Source organism: Rhizobium pisi (assembly GCF_003938655.1).
GTDB classification, from domain to species: Bacteria; Pseudomonadota; Alphaproteobacteria; order Rhizobiales; family Rhizobiaceae; genus Rhizobium; species Rhizobium pisi.
Genome location: NZ_RJJT01000003.1, coordinates 124,010 through 148,477, shown reverse-complemented (window position 1 = coordinate 148,477; position 24,468 = coordinate 124,010). Strand labels below are relative to the sequence as shown.

Below are 24,468 nucleotides of genomic sequence, written 5' to 3'. Positions count from 1 at the left end.
TTCACAATTCGGTAATTATTGCATCGCAGCAAGCGCCCCTGCTCCACTTCGCATGGCTCCCGGTTCGCCACGTCGACGATTTCCACAAAAGCTTCCAGACGCACAGGCCGGGCTTGAAACGATTATATCGGCGGTTCCATTAGCCTTTGCTGTCGGCAGCCGCAGAAAGGCGCGTTTTTCGTAAATTCTTTACTTTACAGGGCCCTTTCCCTGCCGCATCCATGCGCTAGCTACGCTGCCGCACAGTAACACCGCAGGAGGGATCCATGGCCAAACAGAAAGTCGCAATGCTGACCGCCGGAGGCCTGGCGCCCTGTCTTTCCTCCGCCGTCGGCGGCCTCATCGAACGCTACAGCGACGTCGCACCCGAGATCGACCTCGTCGCCTACAAGTCGGGCTATCAGGGCGTATTGCTCGGCGACAGCATCGCAATCAGTCGCGATATGCGCGAAAAGGCGCCGCTCTTGCACCGCTACGGCGGCTCGCCGATCGGCAACAGCCGCGTCAAGCTCACCAATGCCGCCGATTGCGTCAAGCGCGGCCTGGTCAAGGAAGGCGAGAACCCGCTCCGGGTCGCCGCCGAACGCCTCGCCAACGACGGCATCACCATTCTCCACACGATCGGTGGCGACGACACCAACACCACGGCTGCCGACCTTGCCGCCTATCTCGCCGCCAACGGCTACAATCTCACGGTCGTCGGCCTGCCGAAAACAGTCGACAACGACGTGGTGCCGATCCGCCAGTCGCTTGGCGCCTGGACGGCCGCCGAAGTCGGCGCGCATTTCTTCGACAATGTCAGCAACGAGCAGACGGCAGCGCCCCGCACCCTCGTCATCCACGAGGTTATGGGCCGCCATTGCGGCTGGCTGACGGCCGCCACCGCTCGCGCCTATCTCCAGCGCACCAGCCGCAACCAGTATGTCGACGGCCTGATGATGGATGCGCATCTGAAGAGCATCGACGCCGTCTACCTGCCCGAGATGGCCTTCGACCTCGATGCCGAGGCCGCCCGCTTGAAGGACATCATGGACCGCACCGGCCATGCCACCGTCTTCGTCTCGGAAGGCGCCTGCCTCGACGCCATCGTCGCGGAGCGCGAAGCCGCCGGCGAGACCGTCAAGCGCGACGCTTTCGGTCATGTGAAGATCGACACGATCAATGTCGGCGCCTGGTTCCAGAAGCAGTTCGCCAATCTGCTCGATGCCGAACGTTCCCTCGTACAGAAATCCGGCTATTTCGCCCGTTCGGCTCCGGCCAATGGCGACGACCTCAGGCTGATCCAGAGCATGGTCGACCTCGCCGTCGAAAGCGCTCTTAACAAAGTCTCCGGCGTCACCGGTCACGATGAAGCGCAGAACGGTAAATTGCGCACTATAGAATTCCCGCGCATCAAGGGCGGCAAGGCTTTTGACCTTTCTACGGCATGGTTTGCCGAAGTCATGGACAATATAGGGCAGAAATACAAGGAAGCGTGATTGACGGATCGTTAATATGATGTCTTTGCTTCTTCCTGAGGAATAGGAGGAGACACCATGTCGGTTGAAGCCTGGGTCGCTTTTGCGGCCGCATCCGCCATCATGCTGGCCATACCGGGGCCGACGATATTGCTCGTCGTCTCCTATGCGCTTGGTCATGGCCGCAGGACTGCGTTCGCGACGGTGAGCGGTGTGGCGCTCGGCGACTTCACGGCGATGACGGCTTCCCTCTTCGGTCTCGGCGCGGTGCTCGCCACCTCCGCCGCCCTCTTCACCGTCCTGAAGTGGATCGGCGGCGCCTACCTGATCTGGCTGGGAATCAAGCTCTGGCGGGCTCCCGTGATCGGCGAGCCGGTTGCCGACAACGACAATCTGCCGGAAGAGAAGTCGCTCAAAATCTTCCTCCACGCCTATGTCGTCACCGCCCTCAACCCGAAGAGCATCGTCTTCTTCGTCGCCTTCGTGCCGCAGTTCCTCAACCCCGCCCTGCCCTTTTTCGGGCAGATGGCGATCATGGAAGCGACCTTCCTCGTACTCGCGATCCTCAACGCCTCCACCTATGCGCTTCTCGCCCATGCCGCCCGCGGACTGATTCGCAAGGCGAGCGTCCAGCGCGCCGTAAACCGCACAGGCGGCACTTTGCTGATCGCCGCAGGCGCCGTAACGGCCGGGTATCGCCGTATTGCAGCTTAGTAACATTCCGTGGTTGCCGGAAAGCCACGAATAGGTTAATGCGGTCAGCGGGGCTTAAGGTATTTAGTAACTTTTATACGCTGCCGGGGCGGCGCGATTTCACGAAAGTGACGGAATGGTAGCGATCGGATTGTCCGGCTTAAAACGCGGTCTTGTCGTTTCCACGATGCTCTGCTGCGGCGTGGTAACGGGCTGCTCGAGCGTCGAATACACCTCCCAGGCCGAACTGACAGCCGCTCAGACCGTGATACCGATGCCGAAGCCCGGCGAAGATGCGACACTCGCCGCGATCCCGACAGCCGAGGGCGCTTCCGGCCAGGCAGTTGCCGGCGCCGTTCTTCCCCAGACGCAGACAACTCCTTCGCTGACCGCAACGGCGATGCCGGCTGCCACGGCGTCCCAGCCCGCCGATCTTGGCATCCAGCCGGTAGCCTATGCGCAAATCCCGCTGACGCCGGAGATGACGGCGATCCAGTCCGTCGTGCCGACGCCGCGTCCGGGCACGCCCGCGCAGCCGACGACACAGCTTGCCTTTGCGGCAACGCCGCAGAACAGCGCCCTTGCGGCACTTGCCGCGGTCGACACCACGCCGCGCTCCATGGATTACGGCTTCGACGAATCCGGGCCGATCGATCCGCCGACCGCGCCGCCGATGTTCAGCGACGACGACACAGACGACGCGCCGACCGTCGAGAAAAGCTTCGTCACCAAGCTCATCCAGAAATATTCGAAGATCTACGAAATTCCCGAGACGCTGCTCCACCGCATCGTCCATCGCGAAAGCCGTTACAATCCGAAGGCCTATAACAAGCGCGGCTATTTCGGCCTGATGCAGATCAAGTACAACACCGCCAAGTCCATGGGCTATGACGGTGCGCCGGGCGGCCTCTTCGACGCCGAGACCAACATCAAATATGCCGCGAAATATCTGCGCGGCGCCTGGCTCGTCTCCGACAACAAGGAAGACGACGCCGTCCGCCTCTATGCGCGCGGCTATTACTACGACGCCAAGCGCAAGGGCATGACCGACGTCGCCCAAGGCAATTATTGACACCGGGCAATTGCTAACAACGAAACTGAAACGGCTTCGAAGCCTGCTTATGGCTGCGCTTGCGTGCGCTATTGCGATCCGGCCTGCTGTTGCGGCTCTCCGGCTTGCGGCAAGGCTGCCAGGATCGCCTTGAGAAGCGGCTGCGGCTGATAGCCAAGCCAGCCGGGCGTCAGTCCGAGCCGGACGACGACCAGCCCGGCGGAAGGCACGATCGCCATGCTCTGCCCGTCATGGCCCGTCAGCCAGAACGTATCCTCCGGCAGCCCGAACGCAGCGCTCGGTCCGCCGGGGGCGAGCCAGGCCTGGCCCTGCGTATACCGTCCGTTCGAAGCCGCCGTCGGGGTGCGCATGGCGCCGACGAAACCCTCCGGCAGCAGCCACCGGCCGTTCCACACACCGTCCTGCAGCAGGAATTGCCCGAATCGCGCCCAGTCATGCGCCGTTGCGTAAAGATAGGAGCTGCCGGCAAACGTGCCGCGCGCGTCGACTTCGAAGACGGCGCTCGTCATGCCGAGCGGTGAAAACAGCGCGTCATGCGGATAGGAAAAGGCGGCCTGCGCGTTGCCGACCCTGTCCATCCAGATACGCGACAAGAGCACGGCCGTGCCGCTCGAATAGCGGAAAAGCTGGCCGGGTGCGGCCTCCATCGGCGCGTTGGCCGGCAGCGAGACCATGTCTGGATCGAGATAGAGCATGCGCGTCACGTCAGCGACATCGCCATAATCCTCGTTGAAGGAAAGGCCGCTCTCCATGCCGAGCAGGTCGGACACCTTGATCCTGGCTCGTTCGTCGTTCTTCCACTGCGCCAGCAGATGATCGTCGTCGAAGGAGATCTTGCCGTCGAGCATCAGCCGGCCGAGAATCGCAGCATTCACCGTCTTCGTCATCGACCAGCCGATCAGCGGCGTCTTCGCCGAGAAGCCGGGGCCATAGGCTTCAGCGACGATGCGGCCGCTGCGCACCACCACGATCGCCCGCATCGCCGGCCCGGCCAACCGGGCATCGGCCAGTAGCGCGGCGATCGTCTTGTCCGGCTCATTGCCGGCGCCCTCGCCCTCCGGCCACAATGCGTCGCTTGCCTCCATCCTGGGCGGCGCATCGAAGGGCACGGCTTTCGCCGCCGCCTCGAAATCGCCGTCCGGCACGGTCGTGCAGCCGAGACCGCTGCGATAGAGCGCATAGCTCGGCGCAAACAGCCCCATGAAACGCGCCGTCACGCGGTCGTTGTCGCGGTCGACGCCGACGCGCATCAGCCGCAGCAACGGATTTCCGGGCGCCTGAACATCGTCACGAAGCACCTCGTCCGCCTCCCGGCCGGCGATGAAGACATTGGAGCAGACGATCTTGGCGGCGTAACCGTCCCCGACGCGCAAGAGTTCCGGCGGCTGCACGAAGAGCCAGCCGGTGCCGGCGATGACGACGAGAACGAGAAGGAGAGCAAGCGCCTTCAGGACACGCAGAACAAATCGCATGGCATTCCTCCGAATGCCCCGAGAGAAGCAGGAATTGCGCTCGCCGGAAAGAGGGCGGCGTGAAGAAGGCCCGTCACCCCGATCACTTTCCGAGGAGGAGCATGTATCGAGAACGCAAGGCCCACAGCCCGCGTCATCAAACTGTAGCAGAGGCGCGTTACACGCCCTGAACGCTAAAAAGGTGACAGACTCATGTCAGAATTTGCACCGGATGCCGGCTTCCGCAAGAACCGGAAACTCAAGGACGCCCTTCTCCGCCACAAGGCTTTTTCGAAGGACGGCTTTTCCGAGCGCCTCTTCGGCCTTCTCTTCTCCGGCCTCGTCTACCCGCAGATCTGGGAAGATCCTGATCTCGACATGCAGGCGATGGAGCTGAAGCCAAACCATCGCATCGTCACCATCGGTTCCGGCGGCTGCAACATGCTCGCCTATCTCTCCAAGGCGCCGGCCTCGATCGACGTGGTCGATCTCAACCCGCACCATATCGCGCTGAACCGCCTGAAGCTCGCCGCCTTCAAGCATCTCCCCGATCATGCCGATCTCGTCCGTTTCCTGGCGATGCCGAACGAGAAGTCGAACAGCCGCGCCTTCGACCGGCACCTCTCCGCCAAGCTCGACGAGACGACCCGCAACTACTGGAACGGCCGCAAGTTCGGCCGCCGCCGCGTCACCGTCTTCGACCGCAATATCTATGAAACGGGCCTGCTCGGCCGCTTCATCGGCGCAGCCCATCTTCTTGCCCGCCTGCACGGCGTCAAGCTGCGCGAAATGACCAAGACCCGCACGATCCGCGAACAGCGCCAGTTCTTCGACGAACAGATCGCGCCCTTGTTCGAAAAGCCGGTCGTGCGGTGGATCACCGGCCGCAAGAGCTCGCTTTTCGGCCTCGGCATTCCGCCGCAGCAATATGACGAGCTCGCAAGCCTTGCAGACGATCATTCGATCGCGCCGGTGCTGAAGCATCGCCTGGAAAAGCTCGCCTGCCATTTCCCGATGAGCGACAACTATTTCGCCTGGCAGGCCTTCGGCCGGCGCTACGGCACCGAAAAGGAAGGGCCGCTGCCGACCTATCTGAAGCCGGAGCATTACGAGGTGATCCGCGCCAATGTCGACCGCGTCAACGTCCACCATGCAAGCTTCACCGAGCTTCTGGCGCGCGAGCCGGCCGCCTCGCGCGACCGCTATATCCTGCTCGACGCGCAGGACTGGATGACGGACACGCAGCTCAACGACGTCTGGCGGGAAATCACCCGCACGGCGCGCGATGGCGCCCGTGTGATCTTCCGCACCGCTGCCGAGAAGAGCATCATCGAAGGCCGCCTGTCGCCTTCGATCCGCGACCAGTGGGATTACTTCGAGGAGAAGTCGCGTGAACTGACCGCGCTCGATCGCTCGGCGATTTACGGCGGCTTCCACATTTACGGGAAGAAGGCGTGAGCAAGGTCGGCACCGAGACGGCAGAAAAGAGCGGTGAACATGCCAGCCTCATGGATGGCATGTACCGCTACCAGCGCCATATCTACGACCTCACCCGCAAATATTATCTTCTCGGCCGCGACAGTACGATCCGCAATCTCGACGTGCCCGAGGGCGGCACCCTGCTCGAAGTCGGCTGCGGCACCGGCCGCAATATGGCCTTCGCCCACAAGCATTTCCCGACCGCCAAGCTGTTCGGCCTCGACATTTCCCAGGAAATGCTGATCTCGGCGCGCAAGACCTTCGCCACCAAGGCGACGATCCCGGAATTCCGCGTCGCCGACGCCACCGCGTTTACCCCGCGCGAATTCGGCGTCAGCGGTTTCGACCGCATCCTGATCTCCTATGCGTTGTCGATGATCCCGGATTGGGAACGCGCCGTCGACGCGTCGATCGCCGCGCTCAAACCCGGCGGCCAGTTGCACATCGTCGATTTCGGCGAGCAGGAAGGCCTGCCGCGCTGGTTCCGCCGCATGCTGCAGTCCTGGCTTGCGAAATTCCACGTCACCCCGCGCTCCGATCTGCGCGAGGTGCTGGAAGCGCAAGCCCATGAAAACAACGCGAGATTATTGTTCGAAACCGTCGGCGGCGGCTATGCCTGGCGGGCGGCTATTATCAGCAAGCGCTCATAATTCGCTTGAAACTAACCGATTTTTTACGTTGATATGGTGAAAAGAGGGTTATTCCTCTGCTGGGCTCGTCATATTCGAAGGTCAGGCTGTGGGGCAAAGAGATCATTCGGTTCACGACGGGATACCCATGCGCCGGCTTTTGTTTTGCGTTCTGCCTTTGGCCATCCTCCTGGCCGGCTGCTCCTCAGCAGGTCATGACTATCTGGAAACCGCATCGATCAAGCCGAAGATGCGCTTCAAGGACACCGATCCGCAGGATTTCGGTCCGAAGCATCCCCAGCTGAATGCCATCCATGGCATCGACATTTCCAAATGGCAGGGCGATATCGACTGGAGCACGGTAAGGAACTCCGGCGTCGGCTTCGCCTTCATCAAGGCGACGGAAGGCAAGGACAGGGTCGATCCCCGCTTCGACGAATATTGGCGCGAGGCCCGCGCCGCCGGCATCCCGCACGCGCCCTATCATTTCTATTATTTCTGCTCCTCGGCCGACGAACAGGCCGACTGGTTCATCCGCAACGTGCCGAAAGAGGCCATGCGCCTGCCGCCGGTGCTCGACGTCGAATGGAACGCCGAGTCGAAGACCTGCCGCTACCGGCCCGACCCGGAAACGGTGCGCTCCGAAATGCAGCGTTTCATGGACCGGCTGGAGGCTTACTACGGCAAGCGCCCGATCATCTATACCTCGGTCGATTTCCATCGCGACAACCTCGCCGGCTACTTCCAAGACTATCATTTCTGGGTCCGCTCTGTCGCGAAACACCCGGAAGTGACCTATTCCGACCGCCGCTGGGCCTTCTGGCAATATACCTCGACCGGCGTTATTCCCGGCATCAAGGGGCCGACCGATATCAACGTCTTTGCCGGCAGCGCAAAGAACTGGAACAATTGGGTCGCGGCCGTTTCCAAGGATAGAAATTCTTAGTAACGTCTTTCGATGTTTCTTGCTTCCGTCACATTCCTCTGGGAAAGCGACGGACATCCGTTTGATATAAGGACCGCATTCATGCACCGCTCGCTCGCAAGCCGCTCTGCACTCGCCCTCCTGTTTGCCCTCGCCCTTGCAGGCGGCGCGGCCGCCCAGCAAGCCCCGGCCGCAGACCCAACAGCCCCGGCAGCACCCTGCGGCGGCGATCTCACGGCCTTCCTCGAAGGCGTCAAAACCGATGCGGTCGCCGCAGGCGCAAGTGCGGCAGCCGCCGACGCAGCGCTTGCCGGCGCCGAGATCGATCCCAAGGTGCTCAGCCGCGATCGCGCCCAAGGCGTCTTCAAGCAGACCTTCCTCGAATTCTCCCAGCGCACCGTCAGCCAGGCCCGCCTCGACATCGGCCGCCAGAAGATGAAGCAATATGCCGACGTCTTTGCCCGCGCCGAGCAGGAATTCGGTGTTCCCTCGGGCGTCATCACCGCCTTCTGGGCGATGGAAACCGATTTCGGCGCCGTCCAGGGCGATTTCAACACCCGCAACGCGCTGGTGACGCTGTCGCACGACTGCCGCCGCCCGGAACTCTTCCGCCCGCAGCTGATCGCTCTCATTGAGATGGTCCAGCACGGCGATCTCGACCCCGCGACCAACACCGGCGCCTGGGCCGGCGAGATCGGCCAGGTGCAGATGCTGCCGCGCGACATCATCGCCTATGGCATGGACGGCGACGGCGACGGCCACATCCGCCTGAAGCAGAGCGGCCCGGACGCCATCCTGACGGCGGCGAAATTCATCCAGCATCTCGGCTTCGAGCGCGGCCAGCCCTGGCTGCAGGAAGTGACCGTGCCCGATAATCTGCCCTGGGAGAAATCCGGCCTCGGCGGCACGATGAAAGCAGGCGAATGGTTCGCGCTCGGCGTCAAGCCGCGAGACGAGAACACCGCCTTCGCCAATCTCGAAGGCGATCTCGTGCTGCCGCAAGGCCGCATGGGACCGGCTTTCATCGCCTATCCGAATTTCAAGATCTATCTCGAGTGGAACAAGTCGTTCATCTACACGACCTCGGCCGCGTATTTCGGGACCCGCCTTTCCGGCGCCCCGACCTATCTCAAGGGCGCACCGGAACAGGGGCTCGCCAACGACCAGATGAAGACGCTGCAGAACAAGCTGCAGTCGCTCGGTCATGATGTCGGCGAGATCGATGGCATCCTCGGCTCCGGCACGCGTATCGCGATCCAGAAGGAACAGCAGCGCTTGGGCATGCCGGCCGACGGCTGGGCGACCCCTGCCCTTCTCAACGCTCTCTGACCATCACTGACGGTCTTCCGCCATCCGTTCCGCAAGAAACGGGTGGCGCCGTTTCCTGCATGCGCTAAGACTTCGTGGTGAAAAGCCGCCAGTTTTAGACGAACTCCGGCGGCAATGCGATTTGCGGTGGAGGAAGCGGCGTGGAAAGCAGAATGAATGCCTGGACCTGGGGTCTGCTGGTCCTGCTCGGCCTGATCTGGGGCGGCTCCTTCTTCTTTGCCCGCATCGCCGTCCATTACGTGCCGCCCCTGACCCTCGTCTTTCTCAGGCTGTTCCTCGCGGCGCTGGCGCTGCATGTCTATATCGCCGGCCGTTTCGACATCTATCCGATCCTCAAGGCCCGCTGGCGCGAATTCCTGATCCTCGGCCTCATCAACAATGCGCTCCCGCACGCGCTGATCTTCTTCGGCCAGACCCGCATCGGCGCCGGCCTTGCGGCGATTTTGAACGCGACGACGCCGATTTGGACAGTGCTCATTGCCAACTACTTCACATCGGACGAGAAACTGTCCTCGGCAAAGATCGCCGGCTGCCTCGTCGGCCTCGCCGGAACGATCGTATTGATCGGCCCCGGCATCTCCACCGGCAGCGAGGCGCCGCTCTGGGCGCTGCTGCTTCCCGTGCTGGCCGCCGTCTCCTATGGCTTCGCCGCCACCTACGGCAAACGTTTCAGGGACGTCCCCGCCCCTGTCACGTCGGCCGGCCAACTGACGGCCTCCTCGCTGATCGCACTGCCGCTATCGCTGCTGGCCGATCGCCCCTGGACGCTTGCAATACCGCCGCTCGATGCGATCCTCGCCATCCTGGCGCTGGCGCTGCTGTCGACCGCCTTCGGTTATATCCTCTATTTCAGGATCATGGCCGCGGCGGGAGCCACCAACGCCTCTCTCGTCACCCTTCTGGTGCCGCCGAGCGCCATCCTTCTCGGCGTACTCTTTCTCGGTGAGAGGCTCAGTGCTGCCGAATACGCCGGAATGGCGCTCATCGGTTTCGGCCTCGTCATCCTCGACGGCCGCGCCTATCGTCGGTTGGCGAGAACAGCCTGAAAACCGGTTGCGGTTCCTCTATGTTTTCAACCGCTTGCGCGTCCGCCATGTTTTGGGCGCATAGGTAAATCCCCAATCGCCCGATTTAACGGCATGTTAAATTCTGTGAACAAAAATTTATTCAAAATTATAAAATAATTTCAATTAGTTACAGAATCACGTTTTCATTTATCCACTGACCGGTTCGGCACTGCAGCATAGAATCTGCTTTCCAACCGACATATTTCGGTCATAATATTTGACGGTTAACGCGAGGAGACAGACATGGGACTCACGCAATCCTTGAATGTTCTGTTGGTCAGTGCAGCGTTTGTTTTCGTCCTGTCCATGCTCTTTATCTGAGCCGGATCACGAAGGCGAAATGACTGATAGTGCCTACACTCCCCAATAGCTGATCAATCCGCCGACAAAAAAGCGCATGTCCCGCCCGACATGCGCTTTTCACATTTGAGCCGTGCCGAGAGGATCAGGCTGCCGCGCCGGCACTCTTCTGCGCCCGGCGGGAGAAGCCGAGATTGTCGAGGACGGCGGAAACGAGCGGCGCGCGGTTCATCGTATAGAGATGGAACTCGTCGAGGCCGCGCCGAACGAGATCCTCGATTTGCTCGGCGGCAACGTCGGCCGCGACCTTCGCCCGCTCCTCGGGCTTGTCGTCGAAGCCCTCGAAGCGCTCGTCGAGGAATGCGGGGATGACCGCGCCGCAGGCGCCGGCAAAACGCTTCAACTGCGTCAGGTTCTGGATCGGCATGATGCCGGGCACAACCGGGATCGTGATGCCGGCAGCGCGCACCCGCTCCAGGTAGCGCTCGAAATTGTCGTTGTCGAAGAAGAACTGCGTCAGCGCCCGGTCGGCGCCATTGTCGGCCTTACGCTTCAGCATGTCGATATCGGCGGCCGTATCGCGGCTTTCCGGGTGCTTTTCCGGATAGGCCGAGACCGAAATCTCGAAATCGCCGACCGACTTGAGACCGGCCACCAGCTCCGCCGCATTGGCGTAACCACCGGGATGCGGCTGATAAGGTGCGCCGGCGCCGCCGGGCGCATCGCCACGCAGCGCCACGAAATGCTTTACGCCGACCTTGCGAAACGTATCGATCATATGATGCGTTTCCTCCTTCGTCGCGCCGACGCAGGTCAGGTGCGAGGCCGTGGCAAGCGGCGTCTGCGAAAGGAAACGCGTGACGGCGGAGAGCGTGGGCGCCTTGGTGGTGCCGCCGGCGCCATAGGTCACCGACACGAAATCAGGATCCCAGTCCTGCAGCTTGCTGACGGTATCCCAGAGCTGCCCTTCCATCTCCTCCGATTTCGGCGGGAAGAATTCGAAGGAAATCCCGATGTTGCGCCCGCGTCCTTCGTTTTTCAAAGCCATGTCATACTCTCCCGGCAAATGTAGGTTCGGCGCCTTCGCTCGTCTGCGAAGCCATGAGGCGCCTCGGATCGCGCGCGAGCCAGACGGTGACCGTCAATCCCTGCCCGCCCTGCTGACCCGGATGAAGATCGACGACCTGCTCGACGTCGAGCCCGGCCTTGCGTAGCCAGTCGGACATCGCCTGGTGCGAAAAGCCGAGACGGACATGGGCATGCTCGTCGCGGAGATATTCGAGCGTGTGCGGCGCGAGGTCGATGACCACGAGTCTGCCACCTGGCCGGAGCATGCGCGACGCTTCGGCAATCGCAATTTCCGGCTGATCGAAGAAATGCAGCACCTGATGGATCGTCACCAGATCGAAATCCTGCCCCTCGAAGGGAAGGTTCAGAATGTCGGCGTGACGGACCGTCGCCTTGGTGATGCGGGATTTGTCGAGATTGGCGCGCGCCACGCTCAGCATGTCGCGGCTGGCGTCGACGCCGATGGCGCGGCGGTAGAGGCCGGACAGAAGCTCGAGGATGCGGCCGGTGCCGGTGCCGAGATCGAGCAGTGAATCGATCGGCTGGTTGCCGAGCAGCCGGATGACGGCAGCGTCGACCTCCTCGTCGGCCGCGTGCAGACGGCGAAGCTCGTCCCATTCGGCGGCGTTGCGGCTGAAATAGGCTTGCGCCCGCTCGGCCCGCTGACGCTTGACCTGCGAAAGCCGCTCGCCGTCGCGAAGGACGGTCGGATCGTTCTCGGAAACATGCTTCAACAGCGCCCGCACGAGCAGGGCCGCCTTGCCGTCCTGCTTGAGCCGGAAATAGGCCCAGGCGCCTTCCTGGTAACGCTCGATCAGTTCGGCCTCGCCGAGCAGCTTCAGGTGGCGGGAGATGCGGGGCTGGGATTGGCCGAGGATTTCGGTAAGATCGGTGACCGTCAGGTCGCCGCCGTCGAGAAGTGCCAGAAGACGCAGGCGCGTGGGCTCGCCGGCCGCCTTCAAGACGTCCACCAGCCCATCCAGTCCTAGCTTCAAGGGTTCGCTCATTTCCAGCCCAATCAAGATATAAAGATATCTTTATGTGATTTGAAAGAACGTGGCAAGCGTCAATTTGCGCTCTCCGCGAAATTGGCTGCTCAGATTGCGACAAGGCTCGTTGGGCAAAAAAACACCGACCGAACCGTCAATGCCGGGCCAAAATATGGACCACCGATCTCGCAAAGGACGATCGGTCTATTACTAAACTCAGGATCTTTTTGGCAGGTCAGGCGGTTCACCGGCTAGACGGCCGAACATTCGGAAGTCATGGAAGGCGTTCTTGAACCACGCCTGATGGCGAAGTGTCCCTTCATATCGGAACCCGGCTTTTTCCAGAACCCGGTCCGACGCCGGATTTCCAGGCAGAGTCCAGGCTTCGATCCGGTTCAGGGAAAAGTCATCGAACCCACATCGAGCGACTGCTTTCACCGCATCGCTCATTAGTCCCTTCCCCCAGAAGGATGGATGCAATTCGTAGCCGATCTCAGCCCATTTTGAGTACTTATCGATGCTGTTGAACCGTATGCTTCCTAAAAACCGTCCTGAGGCGCGGTCCTCAATGATCCACGCGCAGCCCTTTCCCTTCGCGAATGCGCCGCACATCCATTTCATCACGCGCTCGGTTTGTCCTTTTTTCGGCGCATCCGACCAGTTCGAGAACCGGGTGACTTCCGGAATAGAAAGCAAGTCGTGGACGTCGCCGCAGTCATCGAAAACCGATTCACGCAGGCGGAGTCGATAAGTTAGAAGGGCGGGAAATTCGCTTTTCACAGGGGCCATAGCAAAATCGTTAGGCTCGTTGAAAATTGGCGCGGACGCACGTCACACGCAGTTAGGCGCCACCCAGGCATCTCACGCATTGCAAATCGCCGAAATATACAACTGCTGCAATATTTGATTTTACGTCGCCGCAAAATCAAGTTTTGCGGCGACTATTCAGCCAAACTCTCGCGAAAATATCCCCAGCGAGTAAATCGCCCAGCGCCCTGCTGCGATCAGCGCGTCAGGCGCTTGTGGGCCTGGCTGCCCGGGTTGAGGGCGTCGGGGCCGAGGCGGCGGACCTTGTCCTGTTCATAATCCTCGAAGTTGCCTTCGAACCATTCGACATGGCCCTCGCCTTCGAAAGCCAGGATATGCGTGGCCAGACGGTCGAGGAACATGCGATCGTGGCTGATGATGATGGCGCAGCCGGCAAATGCTTCCAGCGCGCTTTCCAGAGCGCCGAGCGTTTCCGTATCGAGGTCGTTGGTCGGTTCGTCGAGCAGCAGAACGTTGCCGCCGGCCTTCAGCATCTTAGCAAGGTGAACGCGGTTGCGCTGACCACCCGAGAGATTGCCGACCTTCTGCTGCTGATCGCCGCCCTTGAAGTTGAAGGCGCCGCAATAGGCACGGGAGTTCATGTCGAACTTGCCGAGCTTGATGATTTCGGCACCGCCCGAGATTTCCTCCCAGACCGTCTTGTCGGCGGCAAGCGCGTCGCGGCTCTGGTCGACATAACCGAGATGGACGGTCTCGCCGATGCGGATCGAACCACTATCCGGCTTTTCCTGGCCGGTGATCATCTTGAACAGCGTCGTCTTGCCGGCGCCGTTCGGGCCGATAATGCCGACGATGCCGCCCGGCGGCAGCTTGATCGACAGGTCGTTGATCAGCGTGCGGCCTTCAAAGCCCTTGGTGATGCCTTCCATTTCGATGACAACCTGGCCGAGACGCTCGCTGACCGGGATGATGATCTGAGCGTCGCCGGGACGCTGCTTCTCGGCGGCTTCCACCAACTGCTCGTAGGACTTGATACGTGCCTTGGACTTGGCCTGACGGGCCTTCGGGCTGGAGGCGATCCATTCCTGTTCGCGGCTGATCGCCTTCTGACGGCCTGCCTCTTCGCGATTTTCCTGCTGCATGCGCTTGGCCTTGGCGAGCAGGTAAGCCGAGTAGTTGCCCTCGTAAGGAATGCCACGACCGCGGTCGAGTTCGAGGATCCAGCCGGTGACGTTGTCCAGGAAGTAGCGGTCGTGGGTAATCATCATCACGGCGCCCGGATAGTCGCGCAGATGCTTTTCGAGCCAGGCGATGGTTTCGGCGTCGAGGTGGTTGGTCGGTTCGTCGAGCAGCAGCAGATCCGGCTGCGACAGCAGCAGGCGGCAGAGCGCGATGCGGCGGCGCTCACCACCGGAAAGGCTGGTGACCTCGGCATCGCGCGGCGGGCAGCGCAACGCTTCCATCGCCATCTCGACCTGGCTTTCCAGATCCCAGAGGTTCTGGCTGTCGATGATGTCCTGGAGCTTGGCGCCCTCTTCCGCCGTCTCGTCGGAATAGTTCATCATCAATTCGTTGTAGCGATCGAGGATGGCCGTCTTGGAGGCAACGCCCTCCATGACGTTTTCGAACACGGTCTTGGCAGGATCGAGCTTCGGCTCCTGCTCGAGGTAGCCGACCGTCGCACCTTCGGCGAGCCAGGCTTCGCCGGTATATTCCTTGTCCTGACCTGCGATGATCCGCAGCACGGTGGATTTACCGGCGCCGTTTGGCCCGAGGATACCGATCTTGGCATCCGGGTAGAAGGAAAGGTGGATGTTCTCCAGGATCTTCTTGTTGCCATAGGCCTTGTTGAGGCCGGACATGTGATAGATGAACTGACGTGCCATAACTGCGCTGCTCCGGGCGGGAAACTTCAATCGTGCCGCTATGTAGGCGAAACAGCGCCTGCGGGCAACGCCGAAACCCGGTTTACTCAGGATTTCCGGTCAGAAACCCGCAGCATCGACGACGCCTTCATCGCAGCCGAAAGAGGTTTTTCCCGCCCCCTGGATCAGATCGGCAAGCACGGCACTTTTCGCAGACGCCGTTCCTGCGTCCTCAGAAAGCCCGATCGTCAGCTCGCTGATCACCCTGACGCTACCAGCCCGCCGGCAGCTCATCTTGACGCGGTCGCTGGCGCCCGGCCCGAAGCTCTTGTCGAAAGCCGCCTTGATCGCGTCGGCCTTGACTGTCTTGCCGATATTGGCGGCGAAGAGATCGCGCACGGCCGAGGCGTTGAGCGCGTCGACGAGATGAATTCCGACGCCGAAATAATCCTCCGCGCTCATCTTCGTGCAGGTGCCGTGCTTCACCCATTCATGCCGTTCCAGGCCGGACTGCGTGCCGGGCATCGCCTTTGCGAGCGCCGACTTCGCCTCCGCCGAGAGCGTGACCTCCGGCAATTCGTTCCATTTGCCGTCCTTGTCGGCGGCCTTCTGCTCGGCGCTCACGCCGCAATAATCCTGCTTCATCGGCCAGAGCCCATGCAGCGAGAAATTCGTCGCGTCGGAACGCTCGCCGGTCTGGCTGGCGCATTCGGCCTTCTTCTGGTTCGTTTGGCAGAAGGCGGGCTGCCAGCTCGCCGCCAGAATGAAGCGGGTGCGCCCGCCGCCTTCCTGCGCCGTGGCGGCGCCGGCAAGAACCATCGACAAGGCGAACGCCAAGGTACGCAACTGCATGCTGCTCATTTCAACCCCCAAAAGAACAATACAGGAACAAATAAGCATGAAGATCGAAAGCCCGCAACCCTGAATCGCAACAGCATCGCAAATTGCTATCGGATAAATCAAACGCCTCTGTTGCATTTGCCCGGCGATCTGGTCTGTTGCCGCAAGGAGGACCTGCATGTTTTCTGAAACGCGAAGGCTCGTGGTGCCGGAGGCGTCGCTCGCCTATCATCATGCCGAGGCTGCCGGCCCGGCGCGCGGCATCCTGTTGATATCGCACGGGCTCGCCGAACATTCCAAACGTTACCGCGCCTTTGCCGAGACGATGGCGGCGCGCGGCTATCACGTCTATGCCCACGATCACCGCGGCCATGGCGAGACGACGGCGCCCGACGCGCCGATCGGCCGTTTTGCCCGGCGCGGCGGCGTCGATAAGGTGATCGGCGACGTCATCGCCATGCGCGCCCATGCCGCTTCCCGCCACCCCGGCCTGCCGGTGATCCTCTTCGGCCATTCGATGGGCGGCCTCATCGCTCTCAATGCGGCGGTCACGGCTCCGGCCGATTTCGATGCCGTCGCCGTCTGGAATTCGAATTTCGCCGTCGGCCTTGCCGGCCGCGCCGCCCAGGCGATCCTCCTTGCCGAGCGCATGCTGAAAGGCTCCGACGTGCCGAGCGGCCTGCTGCCGAAACTCACCTTCGGCGCCTGGGGCAAATCCGTTCCCGGCCACCGCACCGAATTCGACTGGCTGTCGCGCATTCCCGGAGAAGTCGAGAAATATGTCGCCGATCCGCTTTGCGGCTTCGATGCCTCCGTCTCCCTCTGGCTCGATCTCTTCGAGATGACCTTCCGCGCGCCGCAGAAGGCCCATCTCGACCGGCTGGCGCGAGATCTGCCGATCCATCTGGTCGGCGGCGAAGAAGATCCAGCAACGGAGCGTGGAAAAGCCATCCTCTGGCTGTCAAACCATTTGAAAGGCCAGGGCTTCTCTCGTATCAGCACCTTGATATATCAGGACATGCGGCACGAAACGCTGAACGAGATCGGCGCGGATGCGGCGACCGCGGCCTTCGCGGACTGGTGCGACGGGGCCATCGCAAGAGCCTGAGCCACAGGGATTCCATCATGAGCAGCTCCTCCTCCCGCACAGTTTCGTCCGCCTCCGAAGTGACGACCGGGCTTGCGCTGATGTTTCTATCGGTGATGGTCTCGCCGCTCATCGATGTCTTCTCCAAGCTTGCTGTCGTCACCATTCCATCCGCCGAGGTCACCGCCGCCCGCTTCGCCATCCAGGCGCTCTGCATGCTGCCGATCGTGTTGTGGCGGCGCAGCTTTACCGATTTCTCGTGGAGCCAGAGCCTGTTCCATGCCATCCGCGGCGCGATCATCACCGTCTCGATGATCTCCTTCGTTACCACCCTGAAATACATGGCGGTCGCCGACGCGATTGCGATCTTCTTCGTCGAGCCGATCATCGTGACGATCTTCGGCGGCATCTTCCTGAAGGAAACGATCGGCTGGCGGCGCTATACCGCCTGCGGCGTCGGCTTCTTCGGGGCGATGCTGATCATCCAGCCGAGCTTCGAGGAGGTCGGCTATGTCGCGCTTCTGCCCGTCCTCAGCGCGCTCTGCATCGCAACCTTCGTGCTGATGACCCGCGTCCTCTCGCACAGGGAAGACCCCTGGGCGATGCAGTTCCAGATGGGCATCTGGGGCCTGCTCTTCTGCGCCATCCTGCTCTTTTTCGGCGAGGGAACCGGTTCAGATCTCCTCGATCCCGTCATGCCGCAGGGCAATGTCTGGTTCTATCTCGCAGGCGTCGGCGCCACGGCGGCAACCGCTGGCATCTTCGGCGTCTATGCCTATCGCGCCGCACCGGCCTCGACGCTGGCGCCGCTGCAATATTTCGAGATCGTATCGGCGACGATTTTCGCCTGGCTGGTTTTCGGCGACTTTCCGAATGCGGTCAAATGGCTCGGCATCATGATCATCATGGCGTCGGGCTTCTACATCCTCTGGCGCGAGCGCCGCTTTGCATCCAGACCCGTATCCGATACATCTGAGGCGACGCTGGCGCCGTAACCGCCTTCCGGAGGAATATGACGGAAACCGTGACGAAAAAGCCGCCGCTTGCCGGCATCCGGGTGATCGAGCTTGCCCGAGTGCTGGCCGGCCCCTGGGCAGGACAGATGCTTGCCGATCTCGGCGCCGACGTCATCAAGGTCGAAAATCCCGATGGCGGCGACGATACCCGCCAATGGGGACCGCCCTTCGTCGAAGGCGCCGACGGCGAAAATCTCTCGGCCGCCTATTATCACGCCACCAATCGCGGCAAGCGCTCCATCACCGCCGACCTGAAGAGCGGGGAAGGCCAGGATCTCGTCCGCCGGCTCGTGGCCACCGCCGATGTGGTGATCGAGAATTTCAAGCTCGGCGGCCTCGTCAAATACGGGCTCGATTACGACAGCCTGCGGAAGGTGAACCCGAAGCTCGTCTATTGCTCGATCACCGGCTTCGGCCAGACCGGCCCCTATGCCAGCTTCGCCGGCTACGACTATATCGTGCAGGGCATCTCAGGCTTCATGTCGATCACCGGAGAGCCTGACGGCCAGCCGATGAAGGCGGGTGTGGCTATCGCCGATATCTTCACCGGCATCTATGCCGTCTCGGCAATCGAGGCCGCATTGATCCACGCGCTGAAAACAGGCGAAGGCCAGCTCATCGACATGGCCCTGCTCGACGTACAGTCGGCCGTGCTTGCCAATCAGAACATGAATTACCTCATTTCCGGCGCCGCACCGACCCGCCTCGGCAATGCCCATCCCAACATTTCGCCCTATGAGGTCGTGCCGGCGGCTGACGGTTATCTCATCCTTGCTGTGGGAAACGACGGCCAGTTCCGCCGCCTCTGCACCATCCTCGGCCTGGAGGCGATGTCAGGCGACGAGCGCTTTTCCACCAACAAGGCTCGCGTCGCCAATCGCGGCGAGGTGCGCCGCCTCATCTCTACCGAGACGCTGAAATGGCAGAAGGCGGATCTCCTGAAAGCCTGCGAGGAGAATGGGGTTCCATCCGGCGCGATCAACACGATCGAGGAAATGTTCGCCGATCAGCAGGTGCAGGCCCGCGGCCTGCGCATCGACCTTGCGGATGCCGCAGGCACGATGATCCCAGGCGTCAGGACGCCTGTCGTCATGTCCGAGACGCCGCTGCGTTACACCAGGCCGAGCCCGCGCCTCGGCGAACACAGGGATGAAATTCTGGCGGAACTCGCTGAGTACGAGAGGAAGGCATCGTCATGAAGAAGGCTTGGTCATGAAGAAAACGGGCGGAGAACTGATCGTCGAGGCGTTGAAGGCAAACGGCGTCAAACGCCTCTCCTGCGTGCCCGGCGAGAGCTTCCTTGCCGTCCTCGACGCGCTGCGCGACAGCGATATCGACGTCCTCGTCTGCCGTCAGGAAGGCGGAGCTGCGATGATGGCCGATTGCTGGGGCAGGCTGACGGGCGAACCCGGTGTCTGCATGGTCACCCGCGGCCCCGGCGCCACCAACGCGTCGGCCGGGCTGCATATCGCAAGACAGGATTCGATCCCGATGATCCTTTTCATCGGCCAGGTGCAGCGGGAAGCGCGCGAGCGCGAAGCCTTCCAGGAGGTCGAGTTCCGTCGCGCCTTCACCGAATTCGCCAAATGGGTCGGCGAAATCGACGATGCCGCCCGCATTCCCGAATTCGTCACCCGCGCCTTTGCGATCGCGACCTCCGGCCGCCCCGGCCCCGTCGTGCTGACGCTGCCCGAAGATATGCTGCGCGACGAGGTGGAAGCACCCCGCGCCCGGCGCTACACGCGCGTCGAAGCTCATCCCGGCCGCCGCCAGATCGACGATCTGTATCTGCGCCTCTTGAAGGCCGAGCGGCCGATGGTGATCCTCGGCGGCACGCGATGGGATGCCGATGCCGTTGCCGATTTCCAGAGCTTCGCGGAACGCTTCAGCCTGCCGGTCGGCTGCTCCTTCCGCCGGCAGATGCTGTTCGATCATCTCCATCCCTGCTATGCCGGCGACGTCGGCATCGGCATCAATCCTGCCCTGGCAAAAGAGGTCAAGGAGAGCGACCTGCTGATCCTGCTCGGCGCCCGCATGTCGGAAATGCCATCCTCGTCCTATACGCTGGTCGATATCCCCTACCCCCAGCAATCGCTGGTGCACGTCTATCCCGACGCTTCCGAACTCGGCCGGATCTACCGTCCGGATCTCGCCATCTGCGCCGCACCCTCCGAATTCGTCGCCGCACTTGCCGATTTGGAAGCGCCGGCCGAGCCGCGCTGGGCCGAGCGCACCGAGCGTCTGCACCAGGCCTATCTCGGCTGGTCGAAGCCGCCGGCGACAGGCCCGGGCGCCGTCCAGATGGGACCGATCATGGAATGGCTGGAGGCCAATACCGGGCCGGAGACGATCTTCACCAATGGCGCAGGCAATTACGCCACCTGGGTGCACCGTTTCCATCGTTTCCGCCGCTTCAACACGCAGTCCGCCCCGACCTCCGGCTCGATGGGTTACGGCCTGCCGGCCGCCGTCGCCGCCAAGCATCTCTTTCCCGAGCGCGAGGTCATCTGCTTTGCCGGCGACGGCTGCTTTATGATGCACGGCCAGGAATTCGCCACCGCCATCCGCTACGGCCTGCCGATCATATCAGTCGTCGTCAACAACGGCATGTACGGCACGATCCGCATGCATCAGGAGCGCGAATATCCGGGCCGCGTCAGCAGCACGGATCTGACCAATCCCGATTTCGCAGCCCTTGCCCGCGCCTATGGCGGCCATGGCGAGACGGTGGAGAAGACCGAGGAATTCGCCCCCGCCTTCGAACGCACGCGCGCCAGCGGCAAACCCGCGATCATCGAGGTGAAGCTCGATCCGGAGGCGATCACGCCGACGCGCACTCTTTCTGAAATCGCGCAAACAAAAAGCCGGTAGGTTGCCCCACCGGCTTTGAGAGCAGACTTGCGGCGACCTTAGTCGAGCGCAGCCGTGACGATGAACTCGACCTTGTATTTCGGCGCAGCGAGCTTGGCTTCGCTGGTGGCGCGTGCCGGCGGGTTTGCCGGGTCGATCCAGCCTTCCCAGACGGCATTCATTTCTGCGAAATAGGCGATATCGGAGAGGTAGATGATCGTCTGCAGGATCTTCGACTTGCTGCTGCCTGATGCAGCCAGCAGGCGGTCGACTTCGGCAAGCGAGGACTTGCACTGATCGGTGACGCTTTCGCCCTCGCCGACCTGGCCTGCGAGATAAACCGTGTTGCCATGAATGACGGCGCCGCTCATGCGCGAGCCGACGTCGATACGCTTGATGCTCATTATAGTCTCCTCAGTGAATGGAAAATGACGGCGCTGAAAAACAGCGCCGGAAAATCGGGCTCCGGAGCCGGGCTTAGCCGCGGATATGATGGGTCTTCTGATAGATCGCCGTCGAGCGTGCGCCGGAGCGGCAATAGCCGAGCATCGGCCGCGGGAATTCGTCGAGCGCGTCGACCATGCCCTGCACCGCTTCCTCGGTCACGCCCATCGGTCCCACAGGCACATGGGCGATATCGAGGCCGAGCTCCCTGGCGCGCGCCTCGATGACCGAGAACGGCGTCTGGTCCGGGCTTTCCTGGTCGGGGCGATGGCAGACGATCGATTTGAAGCCCAGCGCCTTGATCTCGTCGAGGTCCTCGGGCGTGATCTGACCCGAAACCGAATATTCATCGTCGATCTGGCGAATATCCATCGTCCTGTCTCCTAAAAATCGTGGGCTGAAGGTCTACGACGCAGGCCGGCAGGCGTCAACAACACTTCACTCACAGGAAGGTGAAGGTCAGCGCATAACTGCGGCTCTCGCCAGGCGCCAGCATGTTGAACTCTCCGGCCGCCTCAAGCTCGTCGCGCAAGACCCAGCGGTGCGAAACGGGCTCGATGCCGATGATATGGGCCGGCGTCTTCTGGTTCCGCCAGACCTGCAGATAAGGCAGCGTATCGGCACGGAAGCGCACGCGAAGCGTCCTGCCGCCGATCGCGGCGATCGGCCCGAGCCGGACCTCCGCAAAGCCCTCCTCCGTCACCGGCGTGGGGAGGCAGAAGATGCCGCCCGGCTCCTCGCCGAAGGTCCAGGGAAAGCCGCCATTCTCCAGCATCTGCCCTTCGAGCCGGGTGCCCTCGTCCAGCCATTTGCCGCCCGTGTTCATGTGATACATCAGGAAGGTCGGCACGGTCCGGTCGCTGGTATTGACGACGCGGTCCTCGAGCCGCACCTCGCCGGTCGCCCCCTCGATCCGCCACAGCCGCTCGATGCGTTGCGACAGGCCCTCGACGGTCATGATGTCGATATCGGCGCGGCATTCGGCATTGCCGTTTTCGAATTTCGTCCACAGCACCTTCGCCGCATGGCCGGAGGCCGATCCGTGCAACGGATAGACCTTGCCGTCCGACCGGCCGGGGATCGGCTGGCGGTGGCGGATATGGTCCGGTCCGCAGGTGAAGAGGAAGCCTTCAAGCGAATGATCGATTCGCGGATCGCCGTCATCGGGAATGGCCCGCTTCGGCGCGATATCGACGCCGTCGACGATACATCCGCCGATATCCAGCACCGATGTTTCATCCAGCATCAGGCGCGGCCCGCTTGCGGCGGCAAATTCGATCATCGCAGTCTCCTCAAGGATTTATCGCCCGCCGTAGCGTTAGGTTTTGGTCCGCCCTTCGTCAATTGGCGCCGCCTCCATCTTGCGTTTTCGCCGCAACGGTGGATTTTGCGGAACGGACACAAGAACGCAAACGTTTATGAGTAAAAGGAAATCTTAGTGATTTTCATATTTTGTTCAGCACAGTTTCATAAATTCCACACTAGCGTCAAAATTGACGGGTGTGTGTCTGCCCAGTCACCGTTCGAGGTTTGAGACGTGAATCGCTTTTTGAAATCGGCATTTTCGCTTGCGGTCGTGCTGGCAGCCCTTGCCGCCGCAGCGCCTGAGGCAGGCGCGCAGCAGTTCCGCGACCGCCGCCAGAGCGATATCGTGCTGGTTACGCCGAACGGCGAAATCCTCGACTACCTCCCCCCCGGCGCTGCCTACGCCCGGGACCGCAGCGGCAACCGAGTGCTGATCGATGCCTACGGCAACATCGTCGCCACCGAGATGCGTGCCCGCGGCTATTATCCGCCTCGCCCCGGCTCGCGCGATGCCAACCAGTACGGCAACGATCCCTATTATGCCGACGACGGTAACAATGGCGATACGCGTTACTCCGAGCGCGGGGCCGTGACCGGCGGCATTCCGCGGGATGCGGCGATCGAGCGCCGGCCGCTCGGCGAGCAGCCCTATCCTGACGACAACAGCATCGGCAATCCGCAGCCGGGCGACGACTATGCCTCGATCGATCCCGATCAGCAGATTCCGCCGGCCGACGCGCCGAAGGCGGTACCAGAAGAGCCCGTCATCACGCTGAAGAACAAGTCGAAGCCCGAGATCGTCGCACTGCAGGTCTTCCTCGACCGCGCCGGCATCTCCCCCGGCGTCATCGACGGGCATATGGGCTCGAACGTCACCAAGGGCATCTATGCCTACGACCAAATGACCGGGTCGAAACTCGATCCGAACGACACCGATGCCATTCTGGAAGAGCTGCGCATGAACGGCGGCCTGCCCGTCGTCAGCTACACGATCACCCCGGCCGATGCCGCCGGCCCCTTCGTCGCGCAGATCCCTGAAGATTATTCGCAGAAGGCGCTATTGCCGTCGCTCGCCTATACCTCGACCACCGAAATGCTCGCCGAGCGCTTCCACATGGACGAGGCCTTCCTCAAGGAGATGAACCCCGGCGCCGATTTCAGCGTTCCCGGCACCGTCATCAAGGTCGTCAATCCCGGTGAGCCGAAGACCGGTGACGTCGCCCGCATCATCGCCGACAAGGCCCGCAAGCAGGTCTTCGCCTATGACGGCGCCGGCAACCTCCTCGCCGCCTACCCGGCTTCGATCGGCTCCACCGACACGCCCTCCCCCTCGGGCACGGTGACTGTCGAGCGCGTCGCCCTCAATCCGGGTTACACCTACAATCCGAAGATCAATTTCCAGCAGGGCGTCAACGACAAGATCCTCAACATTCCGCCCGGCCCGAACGGCCCGGTCGGCACCGTCTGGATGGCGCTCTCCAAGCCGACCTACGGCATCCACGGCACGCCCGAGCCCTCCAAGATCGGCCGCACGCAGAGCCATGGCTGCATCCGTCTGACCAACTGGGATGCCACCGAACTTGCCAAGATGGTCAAGCCGGGCGTGACGGTCGAATTCGTCGACTGACCCCGCATCTTCGGGCGGAATGACCGCAAGCAAACAGACGACGATGCCAGGCGGCTGGGATCGTCCGAGGCGCGGCAGGGTCGGTCGGTGCCAACAGCATTTTTGACACAACAATCTAGCGCGGGCTGCGGCGGCAGTTCAAATTTGCTCTCCCGTCCCAAAGTTTGGAACCCGAAAGCGCGCAAAAAGCTATTAAATCTGTAGATT

General features: G+C 62.0%; 22 protein-coding genes. 13 read left to right on the top strand and 9 right to left on the bottom strand.

Annotated features, from left to right (window positions below; translation table 11 throughout):
- Positions 1-266: 266 nt before the first annotated feature.
- The 3 genes from EFD55_RS05290 to EFD55_RS05280 all read left to right on the top strand — a co-directional run bounded on the left by EFD55_RS05290 (position 267) and on the right by EFD55_RS05280 (position 3,222).
- A complete protein-coding gene (locus EFD55_RS05290) occupies positions 267-1,478 on the top strand; it encodes a pyrophosphate--fructose-6-phosphate 1-phosphotransferase (RefSeq protein WP_125843568.1) in 1,212 nt (403 codons plus the stop codon).
- Positions 1,479-1,535: 57 nt separating this feature from the next.
- Entirely contained in the window at positions 1,536-2,171 is a 636-nt protein-coding gene (locus EFD55_RS05285; protein ID WP_125843567.1) for a LysE family translocator, read from the top strand.
- 115 nt (positions 2,172-2,286) lie between these two features.
- Positions 2,287-3,222 (top strand): lytic transglycosylase domain-containing protein, encoded by a 936-nt coding sequence (locus tag EFD55_RS05280; RefSeq protein WP_125843566.1) that lies wholly within the window; start codon positions 2,287-2,289, stop codon positions 3,220-3,222.
- A 68-nt stretch (positions 3,223-3,290) separates the two neighbouring features.
- Here EFD55_RS05280 and EFD55_RS05275 read toward each other — a convergent pair whose 3' ends face one another.
- Positions 3,291-4,694, bottom strand: coding sequence for a serine hydrolase domain-containing protein (locus tag EFD55_RS05275; RefSeq protein ID WP_125843565.1), 1,404 nt, complete (start codon positions 4,692-4,694; stop codon positions 3,291-3,293).
- A 192-nt stretch (positions 4,695-4,886) separates the two neighbouring features.
- Between EFD55_RS05275 and EFD55_RS05270 the strand changes: the two genes are divergently transcribed.
- The 5 genes from EFD55_RS05270 to EFD55_RS05250 all read left to right on the top strand — a co-directional run bounded on the left by EFD55_RS05270 (position 4,887) and on the right by EFD55_RS05250 (position 10,081).
- Positions 4,887-6,131 carry a BtaA family protein gene (locus EFD55_RS05270; protein WP_125843564.1) on the top strand — a complete coding sequence of 415 codons (1,245 nt, stop codon included), beginning with the start codon at positions 4,887-4,889 and terminating at the stop codon, positions 6,129-6,131.
- Positions 6,128-6,802, top strand: coding sequence for a class I SAM-dependent methyltransferase (locus EFD55_RS05265; protein WP_125843563.1), 675 nt, complete (start codon positions 6,128-6,130; stop codon positions 6,800-6,802). Before EFD55_RS05270 ends, EFD55_RS05265 begins: the two co-directional genes overlap by 4 nt.
- Before the next feature lie 127 nt (positions 6,803-6,929).
- The gene (locus tag EFD55_RS05260) at positions 6,930-7,727 is read left to right on the top strand and encodes a glycoside hydrolase family 25 protein (RefSeq protein WP_125843562.1); all 798 of its coding nucleotides are present in this window, start codon (positions 6,930-6,932) and stop codon (positions 7,725-7,727) included.
- 81 nt (positions 7,728-7,808) lie between these two features.
- On the top strand, positions 7,809-9,035 hold the full coding sequence (locus tag EFD55_RS05255; protein ID WP_125843561.1) for a lytic murein transglycosylase: 1,227 nt from the start codon (positions 7,809-7,811) through the stop codon (positions 9,033-9,035).
- A gap of 140 nt (positions 9,036-9,175) precedes the next feature.
- The gene (locus EFD55_RS05250) at positions 9,176-10,081 is read left to right on the top strand and encodes a DMT family transporter (RefSeq protein WP_125843560.1); all 906 of its coding nucleotides are present in this window, start codon (positions 9,176-9,178) and stop codon (positions 10,079-10,081) included.
- 466 nt (positions 10,082-10,547) lie between these two features.
- Here EFD55_RS05250 and metF read toward each other — a convergent pair whose 3' ends face one another.
- The 5 genes from metF to EFD55_RS05225 all read right to left on the bottom strand — a co-directional run bounded on the left by metF (position 10,548) and on the right by EFD55_RS05225 (position 15,953).
- Positions 10,548-11,450: a methylenetetrahydrofolate reductase [NAD(P)H] gene (metF, locus tag EFD55_RS05245; protein WP_125843559.1), complete on the bottom strand. Its 903-nt coding sequence runs from the start codon at positions 11,448-11,450 to the stop codon at positions 10,548-10,550.
- A 1-nt stretch (position 11,451) separates the two neighbouring features.
- Complete coding sequence (locus EFD55_RS05240) at positions 11,452-12,477, bottom strand: ArsR/SmtB family transcription factor (protein WP_125843558.1); 1,026 nt, start codon at positions 12,475-12,477, stop codon at positions 11,452-11,454.
- Between the two features lie 198 nt (positions 12,478-12,675).
- Positions 12,676-13,248: a GNAT family N-acetyltransferase gene (locus EFD55_RS05235; RefSeq protein ID WP_125843557.1), complete on the bottom strand. Its 573-nt coding sequence runs from the start codon at positions 13,246-13,248 to the stop codon at positions 12,676-12,678.
- Between the two features lie 215 nt (positions 13,249-13,463).
- Positions 13,464-15,113, bottom strand: a complete 1,650-nt coding sequence (gene ettA / locus EFD55_RS05230) for an energy-dependent translational throttle protein EttA (RefSeq protein ID WP_125843556.1) — start codon at positions 15,111-15,113, stop codon at positions 13,464-13,466.
- 99 nt (positions 15,114-15,212) lie between these two features.
- A complete protein-coding gene (locus tag EFD55_RS05225; protein ID WP_125843555.1) occupies positions 15,213-15,953 on the bottom strand; it encodes a ribonuclease T2 family protein in 741 nt (246 codons plus the stop codon).
- Positions 15,954-16,110: 157 nt separating this feature from the next.
- Here EFD55_RS05225 and EFD55_RS05220 point away from each other — a divergent pair, with 157 nt between their 5' ends.
- Genes EFD55_RS05220 through EFD55_RS05205 form a run of 4 tightly spaced genes read left to right on the top strand, consistent with a single transcriptional unit; the run spans position 16,111 to position 20,906 of the window.
- Positions 16,111-17,040, top strand: coding sequence for an alpha/beta fold hydrolase (locus EFD55_RS05220; RefSeq protein WP_125843554.1), 930 nt, complete (start codon positions 16,111-16,113; stop codon positions 17,038-17,040).
- A gap of 17 nt (positions 17,041-17,057) precedes the next feature.
- Complete coding sequence (locus EFD55_RS05215) at positions 17,058-18,014, top strand: DMT family transporter (protein ID WP_125843553.1); 957 nt, start codon at positions 17,058-17,060, stop codon at positions 18,012-18,014.
- 17 nt (positions 18,015-18,031) lie between these two features.
- On the top strand, positions 18,032-19,234 hold the full coding sequence (caiB, locus tag EFD55_RS05210; protein ID WP_125843552.1) for a succinate--glutarate CoA-transferase: 1,203 nt from the start codon (positions 18,032-18,034) through the stop codon (positions 19,232-19,234).
- A 13-nt stretch (positions 19,235-19,247) separates the two neighbouring features.
- Positions 19,248-20,906 (top strand): thiamine pyrophosphate-binding protein, encoded by a 1,659-nt coding sequence (locus EFD55_RS05205; protein WP_125843551.1) that lies wholly within the window; start codon positions 19,248-19,250, stop codon positions 20,904-20,906.
- Positions 20,907-20,944: 38 nt separating this feature from the next.
- Here the strand turns inward: EFD55_RS05205 and EFD55_RS05200 are convergent, their stop codons facing one another.
- From EFD55_RS05200 to EFD55_RS05190, 3 genes are all read right to left on the bottom strand, one after another.
- On the bottom strand, positions 20,945-21,289 hold the full coding sequence (locus tag EFD55_RS05200; protein ID WP_125843550.1) for a RidA family protein: 345 nt from the start codon (positions 21,287-21,289) through the stop codon (positions 20,945-20,947).
- Positions 21,290-21,362: 73 nt separating this feature from the next.
- The gene (locus EFD55_RS05195) at positions 21,363-21,701 is read right to left on the bottom strand and encodes a protein tyrosine phosphatase family protein (protein ID WP_125843549.1); all 339 of its coding nucleotides are present in this window, start codon (positions 21,699-21,701) and stop codon (positions 21,363-21,365) included.
- A gap of 70 nt (positions 21,702-21,771) precedes the next feature.
- Positions 21,772-22,611, bottom strand: coding sequence for an aldose 1-epimerase family protein (locus EFD55_RS05190; protein WP_125843548.1), 840 nt, complete (start codon positions 22,609-22,611; stop codon positions 21,772-21,774).
- Positions 22,612-22,866: 255 nt separating this feature from the next.
- On the opposite strand from EFD55_RS05190, the gene EFD55_RS05185 reads away from it, so the two are divergent.
- A complete protein-coding gene (locus EFD55_RS05185) occupies positions 22,867-24,261 on the top strand; it encodes a L,D-transpeptidase (protein ID WP_125843547.1) in 1,395 nt (464 codons plus the stop codon).
- The last annotated feature ends 207 nt before the right edge of the window (positions 24,262-24,468 follow it).